The 21,270-nt window shown below is 63.9% G+C and carries 19 protein-coding genes and 1 pseudogene; 6 read left to right on the forward strand and 14 right to left on the reverse strand.

Translation table 11 applies throughout. The features are described 5' to 3' along the window. Positions 1–203 precede the first annotated feature (203 nt). A complete protein-coding gene (locus IT350_06145; protein MCC6157616.1) occupies positions 204–1,115 on the forward strand; it encodes a UDP-3-O-acyl-N-acetylglucosamine deacetylase in 912 nt (303 codons plus the stop codon). 176 nt (positions 1,116–1,291) lie between these two features. Here the strand turns inward: IT350_06145 and IT350_06150 are convergent, their stop codons facing one another. Together IT350_06150 and IT350_06155 are read right to left on the reverse strand one after the other, a co-directional pair. Next, positions 1,292–1,699, reverse strand: a complete 408-nt coding sequence (locus IT350_06150; GenBank protein MCC6157617.1) for a hypothetical protein — start codon at positions 1,697–1,699, stop codon at positions 1,292–1,294. Positions 1,700–1,918: 219 nt separating this feature from the next. After that, a complete protein-coding gene (locus IT350_06155) occupies positions 1,919–3,106 on the reverse strand; it encodes a glycine C-acetyltransferase (protein ID MCC6157618.1) in 1,188 nt (395 codons plus the stop codon). A gap of 131 nt (positions 3,107–3,237) precedes the next feature. Between IT350_06155 and IT350_06160 the strand changes: the two genes are divergently transcribed. Both IT350_06160 and IT350_06165 read left to right on the forward strand, forming a co-directional pair. Beyond that, positions 3,238–5,064 carry a tetratricopeptide repeat protein gene (locus IT350_06160; GenBank protein MCC6157619.1) on the forward strand — a complete coding sequence of 609 codons (1,827 nt, stop codon included), beginning with the start codon at positions 3,238–3,240 and terminating at the stop codon, positions 5,062–5,064. A gap of 522 nt (positions 5,065–5,586) precedes the next feature. Next, the gene (locus tag IT350_06165) at positions 5,587–8,577 is read left to right on the forward strand and encodes a response regulator (protein MCC6157620.1); all 2,991 of its coding nucleotides are present in this window, start codon (positions 5,587–5,589) and stop codon (positions 8,575–8,577) included. On the opposite strand, the gene IT350_06170 is transcribed toward IT350_06165, so the two are convergent. From IT350_06170 to IT350_06185, 4 genes are all read right to left on the reverse strand, one after another. Next, the gene (locus tag IT350_06170) at positions 8,569–9,186 is read right to left on the reverse strand and encodes a hypothetical protein (GenBank protein ID MCC6157621.1); all 618 of its coding nucleotides are present in this window, start codon (positions 9,184–9,186) and stop codon (positions 8,569–8,571) included. The genes IT350_06165 and IT350_06170 overlap by 9 nt on opposite strands. Positions 9,187–9,294: 108 nt before the next feature. Next, positions 9,295–9,843 carry a hypothetical protein gene (locus IT350_06175; GenBank protein MCC6157622.1) on the reverse strand — a complete coding sequence of 183 codons (549 nt, stop codon included), beginning with the start codon at positions 9,841–9,843 and terminating at the stop codon, positions 9,295–9,297. Positions 9,844–9,980: 137 nt separating this feature from the next. Beyond that, the gene (locus IT350_06180) at positions 9,981–10,409 is read right to left on the reverse strand and encodes a molybdenum cofactor biosynthesis protein MoaE (protein MCC6157623.1); all 429 of its coding nucleotides are present in this window, start codon (positions 10,407–10,409) and stop codon (positions 9,981–9,983) included. Beyond that, positions 10,410–10,652, reverse strand: coding sequence for a MoaD/ThiS family protein (locus IT350_06185; protein ID MCC6157624.1), 243 nt, complete (start codon positions 10,650–10,652; stop codon positions 10,410–10,412). A 53-nt stretch (positions 10,653–10,705) separates the two neighbouring features. On the opposite strand from IT350_06185, the gene IT350_06190 reads away from it, so the two are divergent. Next, on the forward strand, positions 10,706–11,362 hold the full coding sequence (locus tag IT350_06190) for a hypothetical protein (protein MCC6157625.1): 657 nt from the start codon (positions 10,706–10,708) through the stop codon (positions 11,360–11,362). Positions 11,363–11,377: 15 nt separating this feature from the next. On the opposite strand, the gene moaA is transcribed toward IT350_06190, so the two are convergent. After that, on the reverse strand, positions 11,378–12,412 hold the full coding sequence (moaA, locus tag IT350_06195; GenBank protein ID MCC6157626.1) for a GTP 3',8-cyclase MoaA: 1,035 nt from the start codon (positions 12,410–12,412) through the stop codon (positions 11,378–11,380). Positions 12,413–12,576: 164 nt separating this feature from the next. Here moaA and IT350_06200 point away from each other — a divergent pair, with 164 nt between their 5' ends. Further along, a complete protein-coding gene (locus IT350_06200; protein ID MCC6157627.1) occupies positions 12,577–13,209 on the forward strand; it encodes an NADPH-dependent F420 reductase in 633 nt (210 codons plus the stop codon). Positions 13,210–13,235: 26 nt separating this feature from the next. On the opposite strand, the gene IT350_06205 is transcribed toward IT350_06200, so the two are convergent. From IT350_06205 to pgsB, 4 genes are all read right to left on the reverse strand, one after another. Continuing rightward, complete coding sequence (locus IT350_06205; GenBank protein ID MCC6157628.1) at positions 13,236–14,459, reverse strand: hypothetical protein; 1,224 nt, start codon at positions 14,457–14,459, stop codon at positions 13,236–13,238. A gap of 92 nt (positions 14,460–14,551) precedes the next feature. Beyond that, on the reverse strand, positions 14,552–15,697 hold the full coding sequence (gene pgsW / locus IT350_06210) for a poly-gamma-glutamate system protein (protein MCC6157629.1): 1,146 nt from the start codon (positions 15,695–15,697) through the stop codon (positions 14,552–14,554). Beyond that, positions 15,694–16,146 carry a poly-gamma-glutamate biosynthesis protein PgsC gene (gene pgsC / locus IT350_06215; protein ID MCC6157630.1) on the reverse strand — a complete coding sequence of 151 codons (453 nt, stop codon included), beginning with the start codon at positions 16,144–16,146 and terminating at the stop codon, positions 15,694–15,696. The genes pgsW and pgsC overlap by 4 nt, the downstream gene beginning before the upstream one ends. After that, entirely contained in the window at positions 16,143–17,336 is a 1,194-nt protein-coding gene (gene pgsB, locus IT350_06220; protein ID MCC6157631.1) for a poly-gamma-glutamate synthase PgsB, read from the reverse strand. Before pgsB ends, pgsC begins: the two co-directional genes overlap by 4 nt. A 205-nt stretch (positions 17,337–17,541) precedes the next feature. On the opposite strand from pgsB, the gene corA reads away from it, so the two are divergent. Beyond that, positions 17,542–18,657 (forward strand): magnesium/cobalt transporter CorA, encoded by a 1,116-nt coding sequence (corA, locus tag IT350_06225; GenBank protein MCC6157632.1) that lies wholly within the window; start codon positions 17,542–17,544, stop codon positions 18,655–18,657. 6 nt (positions 18,658–18,663) lie between these two features. Here the strand turns inward: corA and IT350_06230 are convergent, their stop codons facing one another. From IT350_06230 to IT350_06240, 3 genes and pseudogenes are all read right to left on the reverse strand, one after another. Beyond that, positions 18,664–19,290: a response regulator transcription factor gene (locus IT350_06230; GenBank protein ID MCC6157633.1), complete on the reverse strand. Its 627-nt coding sequence runs from the start codon at positions 19,288–19,290 to the stop codon at positions 18,664–18,666. Continuing rightward, positions 19,287–20,693: a sensor histidine kinase gene (locus tag IT350_06235; GenBank protein MCC6157634.1), complete on the reverse strand. Its 1,407-nt coding sequence runs from the start codon at positions 20,691–20,693 to the stop codon at positions 19,287–19,289. The genes IT350_06230 and IT350_06235 overlap by 4 nt, the downstream gene beginning before the upstream one ends. A 305-nt stretch (positions 20,694–20,998) precedes the next feature. Beyond that, positions 20,999–21,106: pseudogene (locus tag IT350_06240) on the reverse strand (transposase). Positions 21,107–21,270: the final 164 nt, after the last annotated feature.

Genomic DNA, 21,270 nt, shown 5'->3' on the forward strand with positions numbered 1-21,270 from the left:
AGCCGGAAACGGTTTTAGGAAGCCCATGTGGACAGGGTTCGTAAGGGCATGGAATCGCCCATGAATCCGGGATCGGCGGGCTGGACGATCAAACCAATCGGTATGGCACGCGGATTGCTCAGTCCCTTAAACCGTTGGATTTTGAATTTTCGGGATTTGCCTTTTTCGGGAGCGGTGGAGAGATGCGAATCGCAGGGGCTCGAATGAACGGGCAACACACGCTGAACGCCTCGGTGACCTGCCGCGGCGTTGGGCTTCACACGGGCTGCCCGGTGAATCTGACGGTTCACCCGGCGCCCCCCGATACCGGCATTCAGTTCGTCCGCACGGATCTGGAAGGCCGCCAGCGGGTCAAGGCGGGTCCCGAGACCGTCACGAGCACCAGCTTCGCGACGACCGTTTCGGGCCGCGGCTTTTTCATCTCCACGGTGGAGCACCTCATGTCGGCTCTTGTCGGCATGGGCATCGACAACGCCACGGTCGAAATTGACGCCGAGGAAGTGCCGATCATGGACGGCTCCGCCGCCCCGTTCGCGCACCTGTTCGCGGGCGTCGGACTCAAGACCCAGTCCAAGCTTCGCCGCTACATGATGATCACCAAGCCGGTCGTCATTCGCGAGGCCGACAAACACGTCGCGCTCTATCCCTACGACGGCTTCCGCGTCGAATACGAGATCGAATTCGACCACGCCTTCATCGGTCGCCAGTCGTACGCGATCGACTTGGACCCGGATGCGTATTTGCGCGAGGTCGCCCCGGCCCGTACGTTCGGGTTCCTCAACGAACTCGCGATGATGAAGGCCAACGGCTTCGCCGCCGGCGGCAGCCTGGACAACGCGATCGTGCTCGGCAACTTCAACGTCATCAACAAGGGCGGACTGCGTTACCCGGACGAGTTCGTTCGCCACAAGATTCTCGACGCGGTGGGCGATCTGTTCATGACGGGTCTGCCGGTGCTGGGACGCCTCGTGGCGTTTCGCAGCGGGCACGGCCTCAACAATCGCCTCGCGCGCCGCTTGATGACTGAAACCGGAAGCTGGCGCATCGCCGAATTCCCGAGCGAGCGTGAGCAATCCTTTGCCGCCGAGGTGGCCGTCGCGGCCTGGGCGCGCTGATCCTCCGAATTTCGCCGATCGACTGAATTTCGCCGATCAACAAGGCCCGCTCCGGCGGGCTTTGTTTTTTCGGAATTCCCGTTAGAACACCCGCCGTCCGGTAGAAACACCCGCGCCGCCGGCATCCGTCCGGCGGCGCGAGGTTTCAGGCCCGCGGGCGACGCCCGCGTTCTCGCTCAGAGCTTCTCGTACTCCACGATTCCCACGAAGATCGTCTCAGCGGCCTGCGCGGCGTAGGCGGCCTTGTAGTAACGTCCGGCCTGCCACTGCGACCACGCGTAGTCGAGCAGCGCGCTGGCCTTCTTGAACCAGAATCCGCTCTTGAAGGTCACGCCGCCGATGGTGATGTCTTCCGAGCCGTCGAGATCGCCGGGGTTCGGATCCCAGCCGGGGGCCGGCGTGATGAAGCGGTCGTAGGCCGCCTCTTCCATTCCGACCGCATCGACGAGCATGCCGTACGACGACCGCTTGAGCTGCGGGTTCTTGTCGGGTGCCATCGAGTAGTCGCCGGCCGCGGCCACGGCGGCAAAACAGAAGGTGAAGCCGAGCACGAAAGCCAGAACCGAAATCCGTTTCCACGACATGGGGTCCTCCGTGAAATCAGTGGTCATCCGCAACGCACGCCACTGACACTTTGCAACCCCGGTGCCAAAACGGATTTCGATGTCGCGGTTGAATTATTCGCTCAATAAAACAATGAGTTAACTTGCGTGACCCAGACGTGGCGCGTCCACAAATGGCACGAATCTCACATGGTCGGCATGTCGATTCGTAAGCGCGGGTTACCGATTCGGCATCAGGGTTCAGGCGCTCTCAATGACGCCCAGCTCCCGACCGACTCGCGCGAAAATGCCCTGCGCAAGGTCGAGATCGGCCCGCGTGTGGGCGGCGGTATTCATGACGCGAATGCGCGCCTTGCCGCGCGGCACCGTGGGAAAACCGATCGCCATGGCGAAGAGCCCTTCCTCAAAGAGCCGCGCCGAAAACTTCTGCGCGAGCGGCGCCTCGCCAAGCATGAGCGGCACGATCGGGGTCTGCGTGACGCCGGTGTCGAAGCCCAGTTTCGCGAATCCCGCTTTGAGGTATTCGGCGTTCGACCACAGGCGATCGACGAGATCGGAGGACGATTCGAGGATGTCCACCGCCGCGAGGCAAGCGGCGGTGTCGGCGGGAGTGGTGGCCGACGAGAACAGGAAGGGCCGCGCTTTCTGGCGGATGAAATCGACGATCCGCTTTTTTCCGGCGACCACGCCGCCCACGACGCCGAACGCCTTGGAGAGCGTGCCGACCTCGACGTCGAAGCGCCCCTGCAACCCGAAGTGATGCACGATGCCGCGCCCGCCACCCAGCACGCCCTCGCCGTGCGCGTCGTCCACCATCGCGACGCACCCGTACTTTTCGGCGATCGCGTGGTACCGGTCCAGCGGCGCGATGTCGCCGTCCATCGAGAACACGCCGTCGGAAATCAGCATCGTACGGCGGAACTGGCCGATGTTTTCACGGACGATCCGCTCGCAGTCCTCGGGGTCGTTGTGCTGGAACACGACGATTTTCGCGCGCGACAGCCGACAGCCGTCGATGATCGACGCGTGGTTGAGCTCGTCTGAGAAAATGCCGTCTTCCTTGCCGACCAGCGCGGGGATGACGGCCTGATTGGCGCAAAAACCCGACTGAACGAAGAGCGCGTCCTCGACGCCCTTGAAGGCCGCGAGGCGGCGCTCGACCTCGACGTGCAGCGCCTGCGTTCCGGCAATGGAACGCACCGCCGCCGGGCCGACGCCCCACGTGTCGACGGCGCGCTTGGCCGCGTCTTTCAGGCGCGCGTCGTTGGCGAGACCCAGGTAGTTGTTGGTGCAGAAGTTCAGCACGCGCCGGCCGTCCACCACCATCCAGCCGTCCGCGGCGCTGTCCATGGTGCGCAGACGAATCTTGAGCCCTTCTCCCGCCAAACGGTCCATCTCCTCGTCGATGAATGCGAATTTGTCGGCCACGACGGTCCCCCAAAAAAATGCAAATGCGCGCGGAACGAGCCGCGTTGCCCGGTCGCTTCTTAGCACATACAATGAGGCTGCGTCACGAAAATTCGCAAATCTCGCGCCCGATCCGCGCAAAGGAGAACGCCATGCGTTTACTCGCCGCGCTTTTCGTCGTCCTGCTGTTCGTCGCGGTTCCGGTCCATGCCGAGGAACTCGGCATCAAGTTCACCACCTCGAAGATGCAGCACCGTGTGAAGCCCGAGGAGATCGCCGAGCTGGAGCGGCGCATCCGCGAGGTCTATCCGGCGTGCGTGGACACGGTCGTGGCCTATATCGGCGACGAAGGCGCGCGCAAATACCTGAACACGGTGACGATCGCGATCCAGGACAATTTGGCGGATCAGGGACGTCACGGTCAAACGACGATGTGGAGATCGGGAACGCGAAAGGATCGACAGTCCATCACGCTGTTCGCGCAAATGTTTCTGACCGGGAAGCGGGACCTGAAGACCGTCGTGACGCACGAATTGCTGCATGTGGCGCTGGAATTCCACAACGATTTCGACGACCTCGTGGGAATGCCGACTTATGTAGGGGAAGGGCTCAGTTACCACGGCACGAACGACGTCATGGAAGCCCTGAAGACCGATCTGAACGGCTGGGATCCGGAACTGGATTTCGACGAGTTGATGAAGGAGAAGTCGGCCAAACGCTACCATTCGGCGCGAACCTTTGTGGAGTGCTTCGAGAGAGTGTACGGCGAAGCCGCACGAAAGAAACTGGTGTCGTCCATTTACGGCGGGACGAACTGGAGAGCCGCCATGGAATCGGCGAGCGGCGAGGCGAAATGGACGACCGTTCGCAAACGAACCCGCGTCTGTCGCGACGACCTTATTGGAGATCTTCTGGCGCAGGCGACCGGCTACCGGGAAATTCACAAGGCGTACGATGCGGAGCAATACGGTCGCGTGATCGAGTTGGCCGAGCAACAGAAGGCGGCGTCTCCGAGTTCGTTCTGGATGCAGTCCATCGCCGGAGATCATGCCTACGCGTTCGAACGGGAGTATCGCGTCGACGAAGCGCTGGCGTCGCTGGAGGACATTCGCACCGGGAAGTACGGCTATACGTCGATGGATGGCGGCGCGGCGTTCCAGACCATTCGGATGCTGGCCTCGGTCGGTCGATGCGACGAGGCGCGCGCGAAACGCACCGAGTTCGAACGGTTCTATCCCAACTTCTATCAGCAGAAATGGCGCAAGGAGCTCGACGACGAAATTTTGCATAACTGTCGCGAATCGGCGCAACGCCTTTACGAGGCGAAAAAACTCGCGCACGCAATACAATTCACCGAGGCGCGCGCGTTGGCCGAGGATGCGATGGTGAAACGCATCGAAGAAGACGGCGCGGAAAAGAGCGCGGGATGGAATCGGGACGCGCGGGCGCTGATCGCTTCCTGGCTCGCCGAAGAAGAAAAACTCGACGACGCGGCGAAGGCGTATGAGGCGGTGATCGCGGAATTTCGCGAGAAAGCGCCGAACGAGCGACGCGATCTGGCCAAGGTTCTCGTCGAGGCGGCGGACGTGGACGAGAAGCGGGCGAGCCTTCCGGCGGCGGAGGCGAAACTCGTCGAGGCGCTGACGCTTCAGCGCGCGGCGCTCGGTCCCTTCGACAAGACGATTCCCACGACCGAGGGCAAACTCGGATTGCTCTACGCGAAAATGGGCGAAGCCGAAAAAGCGCGCGAGCGCCTGAACAAGGCGCTGGAGGACATGATCGGGTCGAGCAAGGGGAAGAGCGCGCCGCGCGCCAAGGCGCATCTCGATCTCGCGGGATTCCTGAAGGATCAGGGCGACGCGGCAGGTGCGCTCGCGAACGCGAAAATCGCGCACGAGATTTATCAGGAGGTCTATCCCGCGGACCACGAGGATGCTGTTCGCGCTGCCGAGATTGTCGCGGAGTTGTCCCGGGAGTAGTCGTCGGACGGCATTCCCGTCGGCCGGTCCGCATTTCCGCCACGGTCCGTTTTTTCGCAGAGTCCATTCCGGGAGACGCAAAAAGAATTTATTATTCGCGATATGCTTCAGGAATGCCAGGAATGCGCCGACGAATCGTCATGACCTTCGCAAATTCTCGGAGGAGGGTTTTCGAGCATGGCCCGGTCGCGTTCATCCATGGAGGTCGCTTCCGTCGAGCCCGCGGGCTCACAGGACTCGCCGGACCGATGCTCGAATGACCCAGGGACGCGGTCCGGACAGGAAGCGCGCGCACGACGCCGATTCGGTGTCGCGGGGAAGATTGCGCTGCTGATCGGGATTCCGGCGCTGTTCTCGATCGCCTATCTGATCGCTCTCGGACATTTCTTTTTCTCCACGCGTTCGGCGCCGGAACACGCATACCTGGTGGGACATCTTGCGACCTTGTCGGTGAGATTGAATCACTGGTCGCATTGTGCCGAGGCCTCGCATTGCGGCAAAGGCGGGCAACTGAAAACCGCGATGGAGGAGTTCGACCGAGTTCTGCGCGCGCTTCGCGACGGCGGAATCGTGGAAGGCGAAGCGGTTTCCCGGTTGGCGCGGCCATACTGGGACCGAAACGAAGAGCTCGCGCGATTGTGGGATGAAGGCATTCGACCGAACCTGAACGCCATCGTCGGCAGTCCGACGGGGCGCCCGGGCGCGTACGATGCATCCGTGGCCGTGGAAGCGCGGCTGGACGATTTCGCCGATCGCGCCGACGCCCTCGCAAAATCGCTTCGGGGAAGAACCGCAAATGCCCGGGCGGTGCTCGGAACGCTCGCGGTCGCGTTCGCTTTCGCGAACGGGATTCTCGTTTTCCTCGGATTCCGTTACGCGTCGCGCCGGATCGTCGGACCCGTGCTGCAAACGGCCGCCGCGGCCCGGCGGGCGTCCGCGGGCGACTTCTCCGTCATCGTGACGAACCGAACGAACGACGAACTGTCCCATCTCGCCGACGCCTTCAATGCGATGACCAAGCACATCTCCGTGCTGCTGGATCGTCTCGAGCAACGGCGTCGGCATGCGGAAACGCTGTCGCAGAGTCTGCCGCTGGGCGTCGTCCTTCTCGACGAGAATCTGGCGGTCGTTCGTGCGAATGACACCTTTCGGGACCTTCTCGCGAACGAAACCGGCGCGGCCGCCGCGGACGCGCAACGGGCGATCGTGTCATCGGTCGACCTTTCCGCGAGCTTGAACGACGTTCTGGCCACCGGCGAATCGATGCGGGGCCGACGTTTCGATTGGCCAACGGCCGGGGGAGCCAAAGCCGTTCGCATGACCGCCGCGCGGGCGAATTTGTCCGGGGACGAGTCCGCCGCGTTGATCGTCGTGCTGGAGGATCTGACCGAAGAGGATGGCCTGAAGACGGCAGCGAGACTGGCCGACGAGGAGATGCGCCGGAGCGAGGCGAAGTATCAGCGGCTCGTCGAGGGGCTGCGCCAGAAGTACTTCTTTTATCGGCACGGCACGGACGGACGTTTCACCTACGTCAGCCCTTCCGTGGAGGATGTTCTCGGCTATTCGCCCGGCGAGTTCCTGGCCGACTTTCGGACCTTTCTGACGGACCACCCCGTCAACATCGAGGTGGAGCGTTTCACCGAGCGGAGCATCGCGGGAATCGGCCAGCCGCCGTACGTTCTGGAGATCCTGGCAAGGGAGGGCGGCCCGCGATGGCTGGAGGTCCTCGAGGTTCCCGTCTTTCGCGGCGACGGCGCCGTGGAGTGCGTCGAGGGGATCGCGCACGACATCACGGACGGACGGCGGGCCGAGGAAACGAAGTCGTTCAAACTGGAGGTCGAAGCCGCCATCTCGCGCGCGGCGAAGCGCTATCTGACGCAAACATCGCTCGATGGCGCGATCGACCGGACGTTGGAGGAGATCGGAACTCTTTGCGGCGCCGCGCGGGGAGGCCTGTACCGGTTCGATCTCGAAGACCGAACCATGAGCAATACGAACGAGTGGTGCGCGGAAGGGTTGTCGTCGCAAAAGGAACAATTGCAACGAATTCCGCTGGCGCGGTTTCCCCGGTCGCTGGAGCACATCTCACGGGGCGACTCCATCCATATCCCGGATGCGCGACAGACGGACGGAGACTTCGAGGATCTTCGGAGACTGATGCTGAAACTGAATGTCGACTCCGCCGTCGTTCTGCCGGTCCTCGTCGCCGGAAAGCTCTCGGGCGCGTTGGCGTTTTCGGGAGTTCCCCATGCGCGGTGCGGCGACTCTTCGAACATCGACATGCTCCTGCTGCTCGCGGAGGTTACGGGCATCGCCCTGGAGAACGAAGCGGCCAAGACCAGGGCTTCGAATTTGGAACACCAGCTCGTCCACTCCCAGAAAATGGAAGCGGTTGGAAGACTGGCGGGCGGCGTGGCGCACGATTTCAACAATCTGCTTCAGGTGATTCTCGGATTCGCGGAATTAATCCATTTGGCCCTCGATCCGAACAGCCCCATTCGCGACGATCTCAACGAGATCGTCCGAGCCGCGGAGACCGCGAAAAATCTGACGAAGCAGCTCCTGGCGTTTTCGAGAAAACAGATTCTGGAACCCCGTGTCCTCGACCTCGGCAAAACGGTGTCGAGTTCGCTGAAAATGCTCGGTCGCCTGATCGGGGAGGACATCGAGATCGCGTTCGTCGAGGTCCCCGACCTGTGGAAGACGGAGGCCGATCCGGCGCAGATCGATCAGATTCTGGCGAACCTCGCGATCAACGCGCGCGACGCCATGCCGACCGGCGGGCGGCTGACCATCGAGACATCCAACCACGTTTTCGACGAGGATTATTGTCGCGACCAACCCGACGTCAAACTCGGCGAATTCGTCGTGCTCGCGGTGAGCGACACGGGGATCGGCATGCCGCCGGAGGTGCGGGACCGGATTTTCGAGCCGTTTTTCACGACCAAGGAGCGCGGCAGGGGAACGGGGCTCGGACTGGCCTCGGTGTACGGCGTGGTCAAGCAGCACAACGGATTCGTCAACGTGTATTCGGAACCGGGGCGGGGAACGACATTCCGCATCTACTTCCCGCGATCGGAGAAGTGCGAGGCGACCGGAGAAATGGTCGAAGCGCAGCGCACGCTCGGGGGAAACGAAACCGTTCTGCTGGTCGAGGATCAGGACATGGTTCGCGGACTCGCGCGACGCATGCTGATGCAGGGCGGCTATCAGGTGCTCGACACGCAGAACGGGAGAGACGCGCTGGATCTGACCTCCGGATTCCATGGGACGATTCATCTTCTTCTGACCGATGTGGTCATGCCGGGCATGAGTGGGAAAGACCTCTATTCACATCTTTCCCGGCAGGTCCATGATCTGCGCGTCGTCTACATGTCCGGTTATACGGGAAATGCCATCGTTCATCACGGAGTGCTCGATCCGGGCATCGTCTTCGTGTCGAAACCGTTTTCGAAAAACGACCTGCTCAGCGCCGTTCGCACGGCGTTGGACAGAGACGTCGCTTCAGGATGATCCGACGCGCGCGCGCAATGCGCGTTCCAACGCGGCCGCGAAATCCGCGCCGAGTTCGCGCCGGATGAGCGCTTCGATCGACCCGACAAAATCGCGGTGCGCGCGCCCGGCGCGGTACTTCGGCTCGCGCGGCGGGTGGCGCAGGTAGCGCTCGATGAGCGAAACGTCCGGCGCGACGAGCAGCGACGCCGCGTAGTGCAGCACGCCCGACGCGCGGTGAATGCACGACCCGCCGATCTTGCGCCTGTCGATCACCAGATCCGAAATCCCCTCGGTGTCGACGCCCGGCACGCCGGCGTCCGCGAGCGCGCCGATCATCCATGCGGTGATCTTGGCGAACCAGCGCGGATTGTCGCCGATTCCGCTCACGGGCAGCGCGATGGCGACGGTGAGGTTGCCCGGATCGAGCACAACCGCGCAGCCGCCGCCCGGCCGTCGCACGATCTCGACGCCGTCCGCGCGGCACGCGTCGAGCTGAAGTTCGATGTCGGCGCGGCTCCCGCGGCCCAGCACCACGCGTACGCGATCCGGATTCCGCACCTGCACGCGCGCGAAGCCGTCCGAACGCGTCGCCGAGACGAGCGCGGCGTCGTCTGCATACGTCGCCATCTCAAATTCGGGAATCGTCATCGCGGCTGTTTGTAAACGGAATGCGGCAGTGGAGCAACAAAAACGGCGCCCCGCGGGGAGCGCCGTTGAGCGTTGTCAGGGTCGCGATCAGTTCACGATGACCTCGTACCCGTTCATCATGCCCGAGTGCGGCTTGCAGTAGTAGGTCCGCGTGCCCGCCGAGTTGAACGTGACCTCGGCGGTGCCGCCGTTCTTGGGAACCGTCTCGTCGAATTCGCCGTCAGGGTCTCCGGGCTCGCCGCTCGTCACGGTGTGGTTGACACCGTCCTGATTCGTCCAGCGCACCGTGTCGCCCACGTTGATGGTCACGGCGTCGGGGCTCATGTCGAAGCCGTCGATCGTCACCTCCACGATATTTCCGCCGGAGTCGTCGTCCGCGTCGTCATCGGCATCGTCGTCGGCATCGTCATCATCGTCGCTGTCGTCGTCGCCCGTATCGTCATCCGCCGCGTCGTCGTCCGACGCATCGTCGTCGGTATCGTCATCCAAGTCGTCGTCGGACGTGCTGTCGTCATCGTCGTCGTCATCGCCGCCGCATCCGGCGGTGAGCGCCGCCATCGCGGTCGCGGCGACCGCCGCGATGATGAGCAGGTTCCAGATCAAATTGCCGCGCCTGTGCGTCGCGAGGCCGTTCATCCGTGCTCCCTCCGAGTGGTGTTGGCCAATTGCCGCAGTGTGTGGTGTTGGCCAATTGCCGGAGTGTAGCGAACCCGCCCGTGCGCTCCATGCGAATTGTCAGAAAATCGCGGATCGGCGTCGGAACTCGACGCGCGTCAGTCCTCGTCGTGCTCGTGGTTGCAGTGCGACGGGAACCGCTCCCCATCCGGCGTCGCCGCCCACTTCCAGATCGGCACGCGCAGCTTGAGTTGTCGGATGAAGTGGCCCATCGCGTTCAGCCCCTCGGCACGGTGCTTCGACCAGACGATGACCTGAAGGCTCGCCTCGCCCACGCCAATGCGCCCGATGCGGTGCGTGCAGGAGAGGTCGGCAAGGCGAAACTGCTCAACGGTTTCGCGCGCGAGCGTTTCGAGTTCGGCCTCGGCCATCCCGGCGTAGTGCTCGTACTCCAGCGCCACGATGGGGCGGCCGTGTTCCTCGTCGCGAACGCGGCCGTGGAAAATCAGTTCCGATCCCTCGCCGGTGCGCGCGTCGTCGGCGGGCGGCGCGGCGATCGGGTCCGGCGTGATGACGATGCGGATCATTCAGCCCCCCTGCACCGGCGGAATCAGCGCGACCTCGTCGCCGTCGTGAAGCACTTCGACCGGATCGACGTACATCTGATTGACGGCGGCGCGCACGGGAATCGACGCGAGCGCCGCGCCGCCCATTTCGCGGACGCGCGCGATCAGGTCGCCCGCGCTCGAGCCGTCCGGCAACTCGAGTGTCAATTCGTCGCGCCCGAGCGCGTACTTGATGTGCGAAAAACAGCGAAGTCGGATATTCACGGTCGCGGCTCCTGCTGATAAACCGAAGAAGGACTGCGATTGGAGAATGAGGTTTGCGCAATCTGATCTATCTGCTGATCGTTGCCGCCGCCGCGGGTGGAATCTGGGCGGGCGTTCGTGCCATGACCGCTCCGCGCGGCGTTCCGTCGACGGACATGGACGCAATCGATCCGACCCGCGATCCCGTCCAGGGCGCGGCCGATTCGGACTCGACGTGGTCGTTCGCCTGGAACGGCGGACAGGTCGTCGCCACGAACGTCGCGAGCTACCGCATCGACGCGAAGATCTGCGGTACGCAGAAGTACTCGAAGGGCAGCGGGTGGCAGGCGCAGGTCGCGCCGATCGACGTGTGTCTCATGTGGGGCGATCTGGCCGTGCAGGAACTTCGGGGCAAGGTCGAGTTTGAACAGGACATGCGCTGGACGCACTTTCGCACCGCGCCCGGCTCGCCGTTCACGCCCAACTACGTCATGACGCACGCGGCCAACACGCATGTGATCGCCGCGAGCGACAACGTGCGGCGCGCCGTCGCTCGCCTGCGCGAAGGGCAGGTCGTGCGCCTCGACGGGCATCTGGTCGATTTGCACGGCACCCACGACGGGCGCGAGATCTTCTGGAAGTCCAGCCGCGCGCGCGACGACGACGGCGCCGGGGCGTGCGAGGTGTTTCTGGTCCAGGGCGTGCGCGTCGGCGATGTCGTCTACGAATAGCGGTGCGCGCATCGCTCAACCGCCGATCTGCGTCATGCTGGTGCGCACGAATGCGACGCGGGACTCGCCCGGGTCGTGCTGGGCGGACCAGCCGTCCGCGGCCTTGGCGAGCATCGCCTCGCGCAGCCGCCCGGCCACATCGGCGTCGCTCGCTCCCGCGCGCAGCAGTTCGCGCAGGTCGAACTCCCGCGACGCATACAGGCAGTTGCGGATACGTCCGTTGGCGGTGATGCGGATGCGGTTGCACGTGCCGCACAGGTCGCGCGTGTACGAGGGAATCACGGCAACCTTGCCCCGATAGCCGGGCACCTGGAACACGAAGTGCTCAGTGGAAGACCCCCTCGCGGCCTGGATATTCGGGTAGAGCGTGCGAAGGCGATCGACGATCCAGTCGGCCTTGAGGAACCTTCCGGTCTTCCAGATCTGGTGGTCGTCGAAGGGCATGAGTTCGATGAAGCGGATGCCGAGCGGTTCGTCGCGCGTGAGTTCGACGAAATCGCCGAACTGATCGTCGTTCAGACCGCGCAGCGCGACGGCGTTGAGCTTGACCGATCCGATGCCCGAGCGAAGCGCGGCCCGCACGGCCTCGCGCACGACTTCGCCGCCCCGGCGGCGGGTGATCGTCTCGAATCGCGCGGGATCGAGGGAGTCGAGGCTGATGTTGATCCCCGTGAGTCCCGCGTCGCGCAACGCGTCGAGATGGCGTTCGAGCAGCATGCCGTTGGTCGTCAGATGGACCGATTCGACCCCTGGCGTCCTCGCTGCGAGGCGCACGATGTCCGCGAGGTCGCGGCGCAACAGCGGCTCGCCGCCGGTCAGCCGGATCTTGCTGACGCCGCACGCCGCCGCGACGCCGACAATCCGCGCGATCTCATCCGCCGTGAGCAGGTCGGCTTCGGGCGAAAGGGCGAGGCCGTCCTCGGGCATGCAATACGCGCAGCGCAGATTACATTTTTCGTTCACCGCAAGACGCAGGTACGTGAAGACGCGGCCATGCCGGTCGACCAGCGGCGAGAAAGGATCGGGACGGTTTTCGGCGACGGATTGCACGATTCAGCCCATATCCCGAAAAGCGGACCTCGTAAATGACGTGCGTTAATTATTTACGATCAAGCTTCGGGATCTTGGTCGCCGGGCGGACGACGCTTTTTCTTCGCGAGCGATTGAGGCATGCTCTCGGCGATTCGCGCGCTGCGCGACCGGGGGGATTGGCGATGCGCATTTCGATCATCGGCAGCGGCAATGTCGGCGGCACGCTGGGGCGCCGGTTCACGCAGGTGGGCCACGAGGTCACGTTCGCGGCGCGCAATCCGGAGTCGAGTCGGTTGGCGGACTTGCGCGCGACGATGGGGCCCGATTTTCGTGTCGAGACGATCGCGCGGGCGGCCGCCGACGCCGAGATCGTGGTGCTGGCCACGCCGTGGGCGGGAACGATCGACGCGATCGACGCGACGGGCGGACTAGAGGGGAAGATCGTGATCGACTGCACGAACCCCATCGCGGCGGGCATGTCGGGTCTTTCGGTCGGCACCCACTCGTCGGGAGCTGAGCAGGTGGCCGAGCACGCCTCCCGCGCCCGGGTCGTCAAGTGCTTCAGCACCACGGGCTCGATGAACATGGCGCATCCCGATTACCACGGCGACGCGATTACCATGTTCGTCTGCGGCGACGACGCCGAGGCGAAGGCCATCGTGGCCTCGATGGCCGCGGAGATCGGTTTCGAGCCGATCGATGCCGGCGAATTGCGCGTCGCGCGCTATCTGGAGCCCCTCGCGATGCTGTGGGTGCATCTCGCGTACGTGCAGGGAATGGGGCCGAATATCGCGATCAATCTCGTGCGGCGCTGAGCGTCGACCTCGCGCGGCGCTGAACGTCATTCGGGCGGCAACGGGGTCCGCTCCGGCGGCAGGGGATTGTCGCGCGTGACGTGCCATTCCTGCACGCCGCCGCCGGTGTAGGTTTCGCCTTCGACGCGGAGCGTTCCCTCCACCAGATCGTGCGTCTCGACGTACTCCGGCGTCTCGAAGTCTGCCCAGCCGTCGGGATAGACGTCGCGATAACGCCGCACGACGGACGCCTCGTATTCGTAAGCGCGCCCGTCCGCCAGGTTCCCCCACAACCGGTACCGGTTGAGTTCGACGCCGTCGTTTTCGGGAAAGTCCACGTCGATCTCGGCCGTGTCGATGTCGATGCGCGCGTCGCCGATGCTCGCCGCGCCGTCGTCGCGCACCGTCACCTCCACATCACCCGCGAATCCGCGCCATAGCCAGACGAGGGTCGAGGCCCGCGTCCCATCCGCCGCGCGCCAATGCATGGGGGCATAGAGCCACCACCCGCGGATGACGTCGGTCTCGCCGTTCATGGGGTTCAGACTGCCCATGTCCCACCATCGCTCGAGCGTGGCGTGCGCATCCGACTCGAATTCTTCGCCTTCGACGTGGCCGCTCACGCCCGCGTCGGCGTCGAACCAGGACAGGTAGCGGCTCGACCAGACGAGCACGTGACGCAGGTCGAGGTCGATCGCGACGTCGAACCCGTCGGATGCGATGTCGATGCGCCACGCGTCGGAATCGCCGGGCATCGCCCGGGCGTGGATCAAATCGCCCGCGCGCGTGTCATAACGCGTCCCTGGCGTCTGCGTGAACTCCCAATCGGGGCGTTTTCCGCCCGCCGCAATCGTCTCGCCGCTCCCGTCATCGCGAAGAAAGAGCACGGCTTCGACAGCCGACCAGGAACAGCCGTCGACAGCGAACCAGTCGGCCCAGAAGAACGCGTACACGGCCATGACCGGCGAGGAGGGATCGAGGACGCGCGCGACGAGCCATAGAGCCTCGTAGTCCTGATAGCCCAATGGAGGGGTCAACGGATCGTGGCACGGAGGATCGGAGTCGTCGTCTTCACCGTCATCATCCTCCGCATCGTCATCGACGGCGTCGTCGTCCGCATCGTCATCGCCATCCGCGTCGTCATCGAGATCGGAGTCGTCGTCAACATCATCGGCAGAGTCGGGCGCAGAATCGTCATCGTCGCCCGCGCACGCGCAGGCTAGCATCAACAAACCGATATGCGCGAAGACGATGGCGCGCCGCGAACGCATGCTGTCTCCGTCTCACCGGACATTTAGGTCGATGGCGGATCATCATAACACATTCGCGCCGGCGAAGACGGGATGTGTTCACGAATTCGATTTCAGATCATCGGCTCGGGACGCTGCCGTTTTTTTGGCGTGCCGCCGGTTCGGAGCAGCCGGAAGCCCCAGTCGGTGCGGATGAATCCGACCATCGCGAGCAGGATGCCGCCGAGCACAATCCAGGGCAGCCACGGGTGGTAAACGAGCTTGTAGTAAATCTTGCCCTCGCCGATGGCGGGCGTCGTGGTGGGTTGTTTCGGCAGACCGTGACGATCGGCGATCTGGTCGATGTTGACGAGGTGGACGACCGGCACGCCGCGAAGGGCGAAGCGGCCGATCACCGAATCGACGAGCGGCGCTCCCGAGGGCGCGGTGCGATTGAGGCCGGGCTTGAACATGCGCTTGCCGGCCGAGGTGCCGACCGAGATCGCGCCGCCGCCGACATTGACATACGCCTTGATCGGCGCGCCCGCGGCGTACTCCTCGTAAATCTGCATGCGTCGTTCGAGGCTCTCGGCGTACGACGCTTCGCGAATCGCGATCAGGCCGTTGCGTTCGATCGCGTCGTCGAGCATCTGTTTGCCCTGCTTCGAAAGCCCGAGCGCGCGGTCGTCCACGCCGCCGCGCGACGCGGCGACGGAACGGAACGAAAAGATCTCCTGATCGTAGAGGATCTTTTCCATGTCGATCCACAGAAGGCCCGGGATATTCGCGCCCCACTGGGACCCCGACGCGCTGGAGATGGCGACGGGCCGCAGCTTCATCGCCGTGATCGCCGCGAGGGTGTGGATGTTCATCGCGGGGAACGATCCCGAAAACCCGCACGCCACGGTGTCGCCTTCTTTCACGCCCGCGCGCCGCAGGAAATCGACGATCACCGCGGCGAAGTTGGCGTTGATCGACGTCTGCTTCGCCGTGATGTGTCCCGTGTTGGTCGTGAGCGGCGTCATGAGGTCGCCGACCATGCCGGACTCGGTGGGGTCGGTCTCGGGGTCGATCTTCAAGTTGCGCCGCGCGCGCTCGGCCTTGATCGCGGCCATGGCGTTTCGCGACAGGTGCGCCGCCTCGAGCTTTTCCTTGTACATGGGTTGCTGCTCGCGCACGAGAAATCGCTCGACGGCGAAGACGCCCGCCAGCGCGAGCAGGGCGATGACGGCGAGTTCGAGACGCGAAACGCGGTGTGGACGCCAGTAGATCTTTTTCATGTCCACAGCTCCGTTCCGACAAAAATGATGAGCAGGAGCCGGACGACCGCCGAGGCCGTGAGCAGCGACGAGAGCGTCTCCACCACGCCCTGCCGGTCGAACCAGATCGCGATCAGGCCGGGGATGATGTAGCCGATGACCTCGAAATCGAATCCCGACGCCTTGGTGAGGTTCGCGTAACGCAGGAACATCCCGATCAGGTAGCCGACGAGGATCATGAGCACTGTGCGTCGCCGGCCGAACACGACGGTGAACGAAGCGAACGAGCGCACAATGAGAAACGCGACGAAGCCGGAGCCGATCGTCACGGCCACGTCGAGCGGGCGCGTGAGCTGGAGCGCCACGTAGCCGGGCACCACCATGCCGCCGGCGGCGACGCCGAACAGTTCGGTGAACAGCAGGCTCACCACGAGGCCGATCCCGATGGAAAGCGGAAGCAGCTCGCTCATTCGTCCCCCTTTGGGATCTCGCGATTGCGGAAATACGAGACGAGGTCGAGGCCCTGTCCGCCGATGTTGCCGAGACCCATGACGAGCCCCGTGCGGCCGACGAGCCCGACGACGAGTTCGAAGATCTCGTGCGTCATGTGGTCCTCGGCGAAGACGATGCGCGCGCCGTCCACGCCCGCCTCCATCGCCTCGCGGGCGAAGACGTACGTGCCTTCTCCCATGAGCACGACCTGATCGGCCTGCGGCCATTCGGCGTAGGCCGCTCCGAGCTGTTTCGATCGGTCGGTGCGGTCGCCGCGGCAGTTGAAGACGAGCACCTTCGTTTTCAGGTGACCATATCGCCCGAGCGCCATGCGCCAGATCCGCTCCGACGACTCGGGGTCGTTTGCGGCGAATCCGTTCACGAAGACGATCGTCTTGCCGAAAAACGCGAGTTCGTGTTCGGTCATCGCGCCGGGATCGGGCTGCGCTTTCCACATGCCGCGCAGCGCCACGTCGCGGGGGACTCCGACGTCTTCGCACACGCGCAGGGCGAGCGCGACGTTTTCCGCATGCTCCCAGTAGCGAAATCGGCCCATCTCGTCGTCGGTCAATTCCCGCGCCGCCGCTTCGGGCATTTCGACGAGCCGCGCGCCGCGATCGCGCGCCGCCTCGGCGATGATCGGCAGGTGCCGGCGCTCCGCGGTGAAGATTTTCTCGCCGGGCGGGATCATGCCGCACAGCGCCCAGGCCACGTCGTCTTCGTCAGGCCCCATCACATCGAGGTGGTCGGCGCGGGCGTTGGTGATCACGCCGTGCGTGGCGCGGACGAAACGGTATTCCGAAAGCCACTGGTATTCAGGCTGGAGCGCCATGCACTCGATGACGAGCGCTTTGGAGTTGTAGGCCGAGGCGACATCGACGATGCGCACCTGCTCGATGACGTTCGCCCGCGACGGACGATATACGGGCAGCTCGCGTCCGTCGGGCAGAATCACCCGCGCGAGCGTGCCGGTCGTCTTGGCGGTGGTGACGAGGCCGCCCTCTCGCAGACCCGCCGCGATGAGGCGTGTGACGCTCGACTTGCCCCGCGTGCCGTTGACGTGAATGCGCACGGGGATGCGGGCGAGGTTGCGCTTGTGCCGGACGGATTCCAGCACGCCCAGACCGACCAGCAACACGGTCAGCGCGATGAGCACGTATGCCGTCATGATCGTTCGAAGATACCGCCCCTTCCGGGGCGGTTTCTAGAGGGCGCGCCCGGCGATTGTCAACGTCGGCCTCTTTTCCGGTGGGTGTGAGCCTGTGCCGGGCCTTGGCGGCCGGGCCTTGGGCCGCGTGGGGGTTGGTGCTAATGTTCGCGCACACAAGAACGCACAAGAACGCACGCGAACGCGCGCGAACCCGGGAGGATCGATGTCCGGCGTCCATCTCGACGGTCTTGGCGGAGAACCGGGCGACGCGGCCGGCCCCGCCTGCGGATGGGTGACGATCTTTGATGCGTCGACGTGCGATCACCGCGTTTTCGACGAGGTGCGCGACCTCGCCCACTGCCCCGCGCCCAAAGGGGTGACGTGGGTGCACACCGAGGGCTCCGAGCGCAAGGATCTGTACGAAGAGGTCGGCCAGCTCTTCGGCATTCACGACCTCGCGATCGAGGACGTGGTCCACACGCGGGCGGGACCCAAGGTCGAGGACTACGAGAACGGGTACTTTATCGTCGCTCGGATCCTGAACCGGGAAGACGGCGAGATCGGGGGCATGCAGGCGAGCCTCTATCTCGGTCGCAATTTTCTCGTCACGCACGTCCAGAAACCGCACCCGCTGTTCAGCCAGGTGGTCGAGATGCTGCGTGCGGGGGTCGGGAAGATTCGAAAACTCGGCCCCGACTTTCTCGCATATTTGATTCTCGACAAGATCATCGACGGCTATTTCCCGGTGCTCGACGAGTTCGACGTGGAACTCGACGAGTTGGAAGACCGACTGACGGCCCGCGTGAGCGAACGTATCCTCAAGCGCGTTCACCACATTCAGCGCGACCTGGTCGTCATTCGGCGACTTGCCTGGCCGATGAAAGAGGTCGTCTATGCCCTGATGCGCGACGAGAAGGGCATGTTCGGAAAGGACGCGAAACTCCACCTTCGCGATTGCCACGACCACACGACGCAGATCATCGACCGGACGGAGCACTCACGGGAAACCGCAGCGGGGCTTCTTCAGTTTTTCCACTTCACCGAGGATCGCCAGCGAAACGAGATCATGAAGATGCTCACCATGATCTCCACGATCTTCCTGCCTCTCACGTTCATCGCCGGCGTTTACGGGATGAACTTCGACCGATCTCACGCCTGGAACATGCCCGAGCTCGGCTGGCCCTTCGGTTATCTGTTTTCGGTCGGGCTGATGGCGCTCACGGCCGCCGTCATGCTGCTGTATTTCGTGCACAAGGACTGGATCGGCGCGTCGGAGGCCCCGCGCTGGCTGGTGTGGCTGCGGCGCTGGCGCGGCAAATCGGCGCGCGACGACGACTGACCGTCGCTACTCCGAGATCCCCGCGCGAAACGCGTACTGAACGATCTCCGCGAGCGTCTGCACGCCGAGCTTCGCCTTGATCGCCTTGATGTGCGTGCTGACGGTGCTCGGCATCAGCTTCAACTCCTCGCCGACCATGGCGGGGCTCTTGCCGTGAAAGAGCAGCAGGAAGACCTGGTACTCGCGATCGGTCAGGTGCTCGTGCGGGGCGCCCTGGCCTCGCTGGGGCGATGCCGCGAGTTCGGCGAGCGAGTCCGTGATGTATCGGCGGCCGGACGCGACGCGGCGAATGGCGTCGAGCAGTTCCTCCGGCGGGCGGTCCTTCGACAGATATGCCCACGCGCCCATGCTCAGCAAACGCAGTCCGTATTGGTCCTCGGGGTACATGGAGAGCACGACGACCTTCAGCGCGGGCCGGATCTCGAGCACGCGATTGAGCACCTCGGTTCCGTTCATGTCGGGCAGCGAGAGGTCGAGCACCAGCACGTCCCAGGACTCGGACTCCGCTCGGCGCAGCACCTCGCGGCCGCTGGACACCTCGCCGACGACGGTCATGCCGGTGCAGTCCTCGATCAGGCGGCGAATGCCTTCGCGAACGATCACATGATCGTCGACCAGAAATACGCGAATCATGACGGAGCCCCGTTTGTTGTTTCGGACATGGAGGAACTCTCGGAAATCGGCACCACAACGCGCACCTGCGTCCCTCCGCCGGCCGCGGAGACGATGTCGAGGCGTCCCCCGATCATCTGCGCGCGTTCACGCATGCCGAGGATGCCGTAGGAATCGGGCGGGCGGTGCTCGATCGCCGGCAATCCGACCCCGTCGTCACAGATCCGCGCCTCGAAGACGTTGTCCTTCAGTCGAAGTTCCAGATCGACCCGTGTCGCCCCGGAATGGCGGATGACGTTGTTCACCGACTCCTGCACGATACGATACACGGCGATCGACTTTTCCGGATCGATCTGCGGATCGGGCGGCTGCATCGTCAGACGCACATCGAGCGAGGTCCTCTCGCGGGTCTCTTTGGCGAGCCACTCGAGCGCGGCGGGCAGCCCGAAGTCCGAGAGCACGCGGGGTCGCAGTTCCGAGACGATGCGCCGCGCCACGCGCATGGTCTCGGCCATGAGCGACTCGATGTGCTCAAGCCGCGCCCGGCGGGCGTCGGCGTCTTCGTCGGCGTGCCGGCGTGCCAGGGCGGCCTCGATGCGCACCGCGGACAGGTTCTGACCGAGTTCGTCGTGCAGGTCGCGGGCGATTCGGGTTCGCTCTTCCTCGCACGCGGTTTCGAGCTTTGCCGTCAATCGGCGCAGGTCGCCCGTCTGCTCCGCGACGATGACCTCGAGCCGTTCGTTCGTCTCGCGGATGCGTCGCTGCAGAAAGAAGTCGCGGCGGATCAGGAAGTAGATGGCATGGCCCGAGAGCGTGGCGACGGCACACGCGAAGGCCATGTTGACCAGGCTCACCGGCACGTGGGGGTGCAGCAGATATTGGGGGAAGGGGAGGAAGTAGGCGACGAGGGCCGAGACGGCGAAGAGCACCGTGAGGCCGAGGCGCTCGGACAACCCGACAAAGAACGGGTAAGTGCCGAAGGGAACGAGGTAGAGGCCGTAATACCAGGGGGTGTTCAAGTCACCGAGTTGCCCGACGAAATACCCGACGGCCGCCATGGAGATGACGCCGAGCACCATGCCGATCTCGGTGACGTGTTCGCGAAACCCCGACCAACGGCTCACCGCGTAGCCGAGGAGACTGACGGCCAGCGCGCCGAGACGGAACTGGTGCAATCGGTGCAGGGTCTCGGGGTCGTCCCCATACAGCAGGCGGTCGGTCGGCGCGAAGAGAATGATCGCCCCGACCGCGCACACGAGCAGCCACCTCGAAAACGCAACGTTGATGTCGCGGACGTAGTTGCGGAAGCGATCGTCCTCGTCCGCCGTTTTCAGCTCGGGGATAAGAAACTCGACCGGACCCTGCAGGAGGGTGTTCAGGAGCAGCAGAAACCGTTCCTGAAGGCTTTTTGGGGAGCGGGGCATGGATATTCCGAACAACGTATCGGGGAAGACATCATGACCGCTTTCGCGGGTGCGCGCCACTGGAATCGGGCTCCGATCCGCCTAGAAAAATTTCTAGGTGTTTCTCGAACTTTTTACGATAGACGCGACCCAACGATGTCCATAGATTTTCCACGTCATCGACCCACGGGAAGGCGACCTAGAACGGAACATCAGATTACACGCGGCAGAAGGAAGCCAAAAATATTCCTGCCCACCGCGTGTAAGACACGTCACACCTCAACGGTTGCGCCTTCCTCGCAGACGGGGAAGGCGCCTTTTTTGGTTCATCTCCCATCTCCGTGGAAAGCGGCTCGGATCTTGAGGAAGAAGTCTTCGTCGTCCCGGAATCCGTAGGCCATCCTCTTGAGGACCTTGATCTTGTTGTTGATCCCTGGTTCGAAGAACGGACGCAAGCCCTCTCCCGTTCGACTCATTTTCGACGCTTGGAACGGGTTGTGGACAACCTGACCTGAGCGAATTCGCATAGTTGGCACTGTTTTTGGCCGATATTCGCGAAAAGTGCAGTGCAAACCGTCGCTTTTTTCGGTTGCGCGTA

The organism is Deltaproteobacteria bacterium (genome assembly GCA_020845895.1).
Taxonomy (GTDB): domain Bacteria; phylum Lernaellota; class Lernaellaia; order JACKCT01; family JACKCT01; genus JADLEX01.

Bases quoted from the DNA above. Each gene is read 5' to 3' on its own strand.
- corA (MCC6157632.1), top strand. From the start codon at position 17,542: ATGTCCGGCGTCCATCTCGACGGTCTTGGCGGAGAACCGGGCGACGCG.
- IT350_06150 (MCC6157617.1), bottom strand. From the start codon at position 1,699: ATGTCGTGGAAACGGATTTCGGTTCTGGCTTTCGTGCTCGGCTTCACC.
- IT350_06165 (MCC6157620.1), top strand. From the start codon at position 5,587: ATGGAGGAGTTCGACCGAGTTCTGCGCGCGCTTCGCGACGGCGGAATC.
- pgsC (MCC6157630.1), bottom strand. From the start codon at position 16,146: ATGAGCGAGCTGCTTCCGCTTTCCATCGGGATCGGCCTCGTGGTGAGC.
- IT350_06160 (MCC6157619.1), top strand. From the start codon at position 3,238: ATGCGTTTACTCGCCGCGCTTTTCGTCGTCCTGCTGTTCGTCGCGGTT.
- IT350_06145 (MCC6157616.1), top strand. From the start codon at position 204: ATGAACGGGCAACACACGCTGAACGCCTCGGTGACCTGCCGCGGCGTT.
- IT350_06230 (MCC6157633.1), bottom strand. From the start codon at position 19,290: ATGATTCGCGTATTTCTGGTCGACGATCATGTGATCGTTCGCGAAGGC.
- pgsW (MCC6157629.1), bottom strand. From the start codon at position 15,697: ATGAAAAAGATCTACTGGCGTCCACACCGCGTTTCGCGTCTCGAACTC.
- IT350_06175 (MCC6157622.1), bottom strand. From the start codon at position 9,843: ATGAACGGCCTCGCGACGCACAGGCGCGGCAATTTGATCTGGAACCTG.
- IT350_06205 (MCC6157628.1), bottom strand. From the start codon at position 14,459: ATGCGTTCGCGGCGCGCCATCGTCTTCGCGCATATCGGTTTGTTGATG.
- IT350_06200 (MCC6157627.1), top strand. From the start codon at position 12,577: ATGCGCATTTCGATCATCGGCAGCGGCAATGTCGGCGGCACGCTGGGG.
- IT350_06170 (MCC6157621.1), bottom strand. From the start codon at position 9,186: ATGGCGACGTATGCAGACGACGCCGCGCTCGTCTCGGCGACGCGTTCG.
- IT350_06180 (MCC6157623.1), bottom strand. From the start codon at position 10,409: ATGATCCGCATCGTCATCACGCCGGACCCGATCGCCGCGCCGCCCGCC.
- IT350_06235 (MCC6157634.1), bottom strand. From the start codon at position 20,693: ATGCCCCGCTCCCCAAAAAGCCTTCAGGAACGGTTTCTGCTGCTCCTG.
- pgsB (MCC6157631.1), bottom strand. From the start codon at position 17,336: ATGACGGCATACGTGCTCATCGCGCTGACCGTGTTGCTGGTCGGTCTG.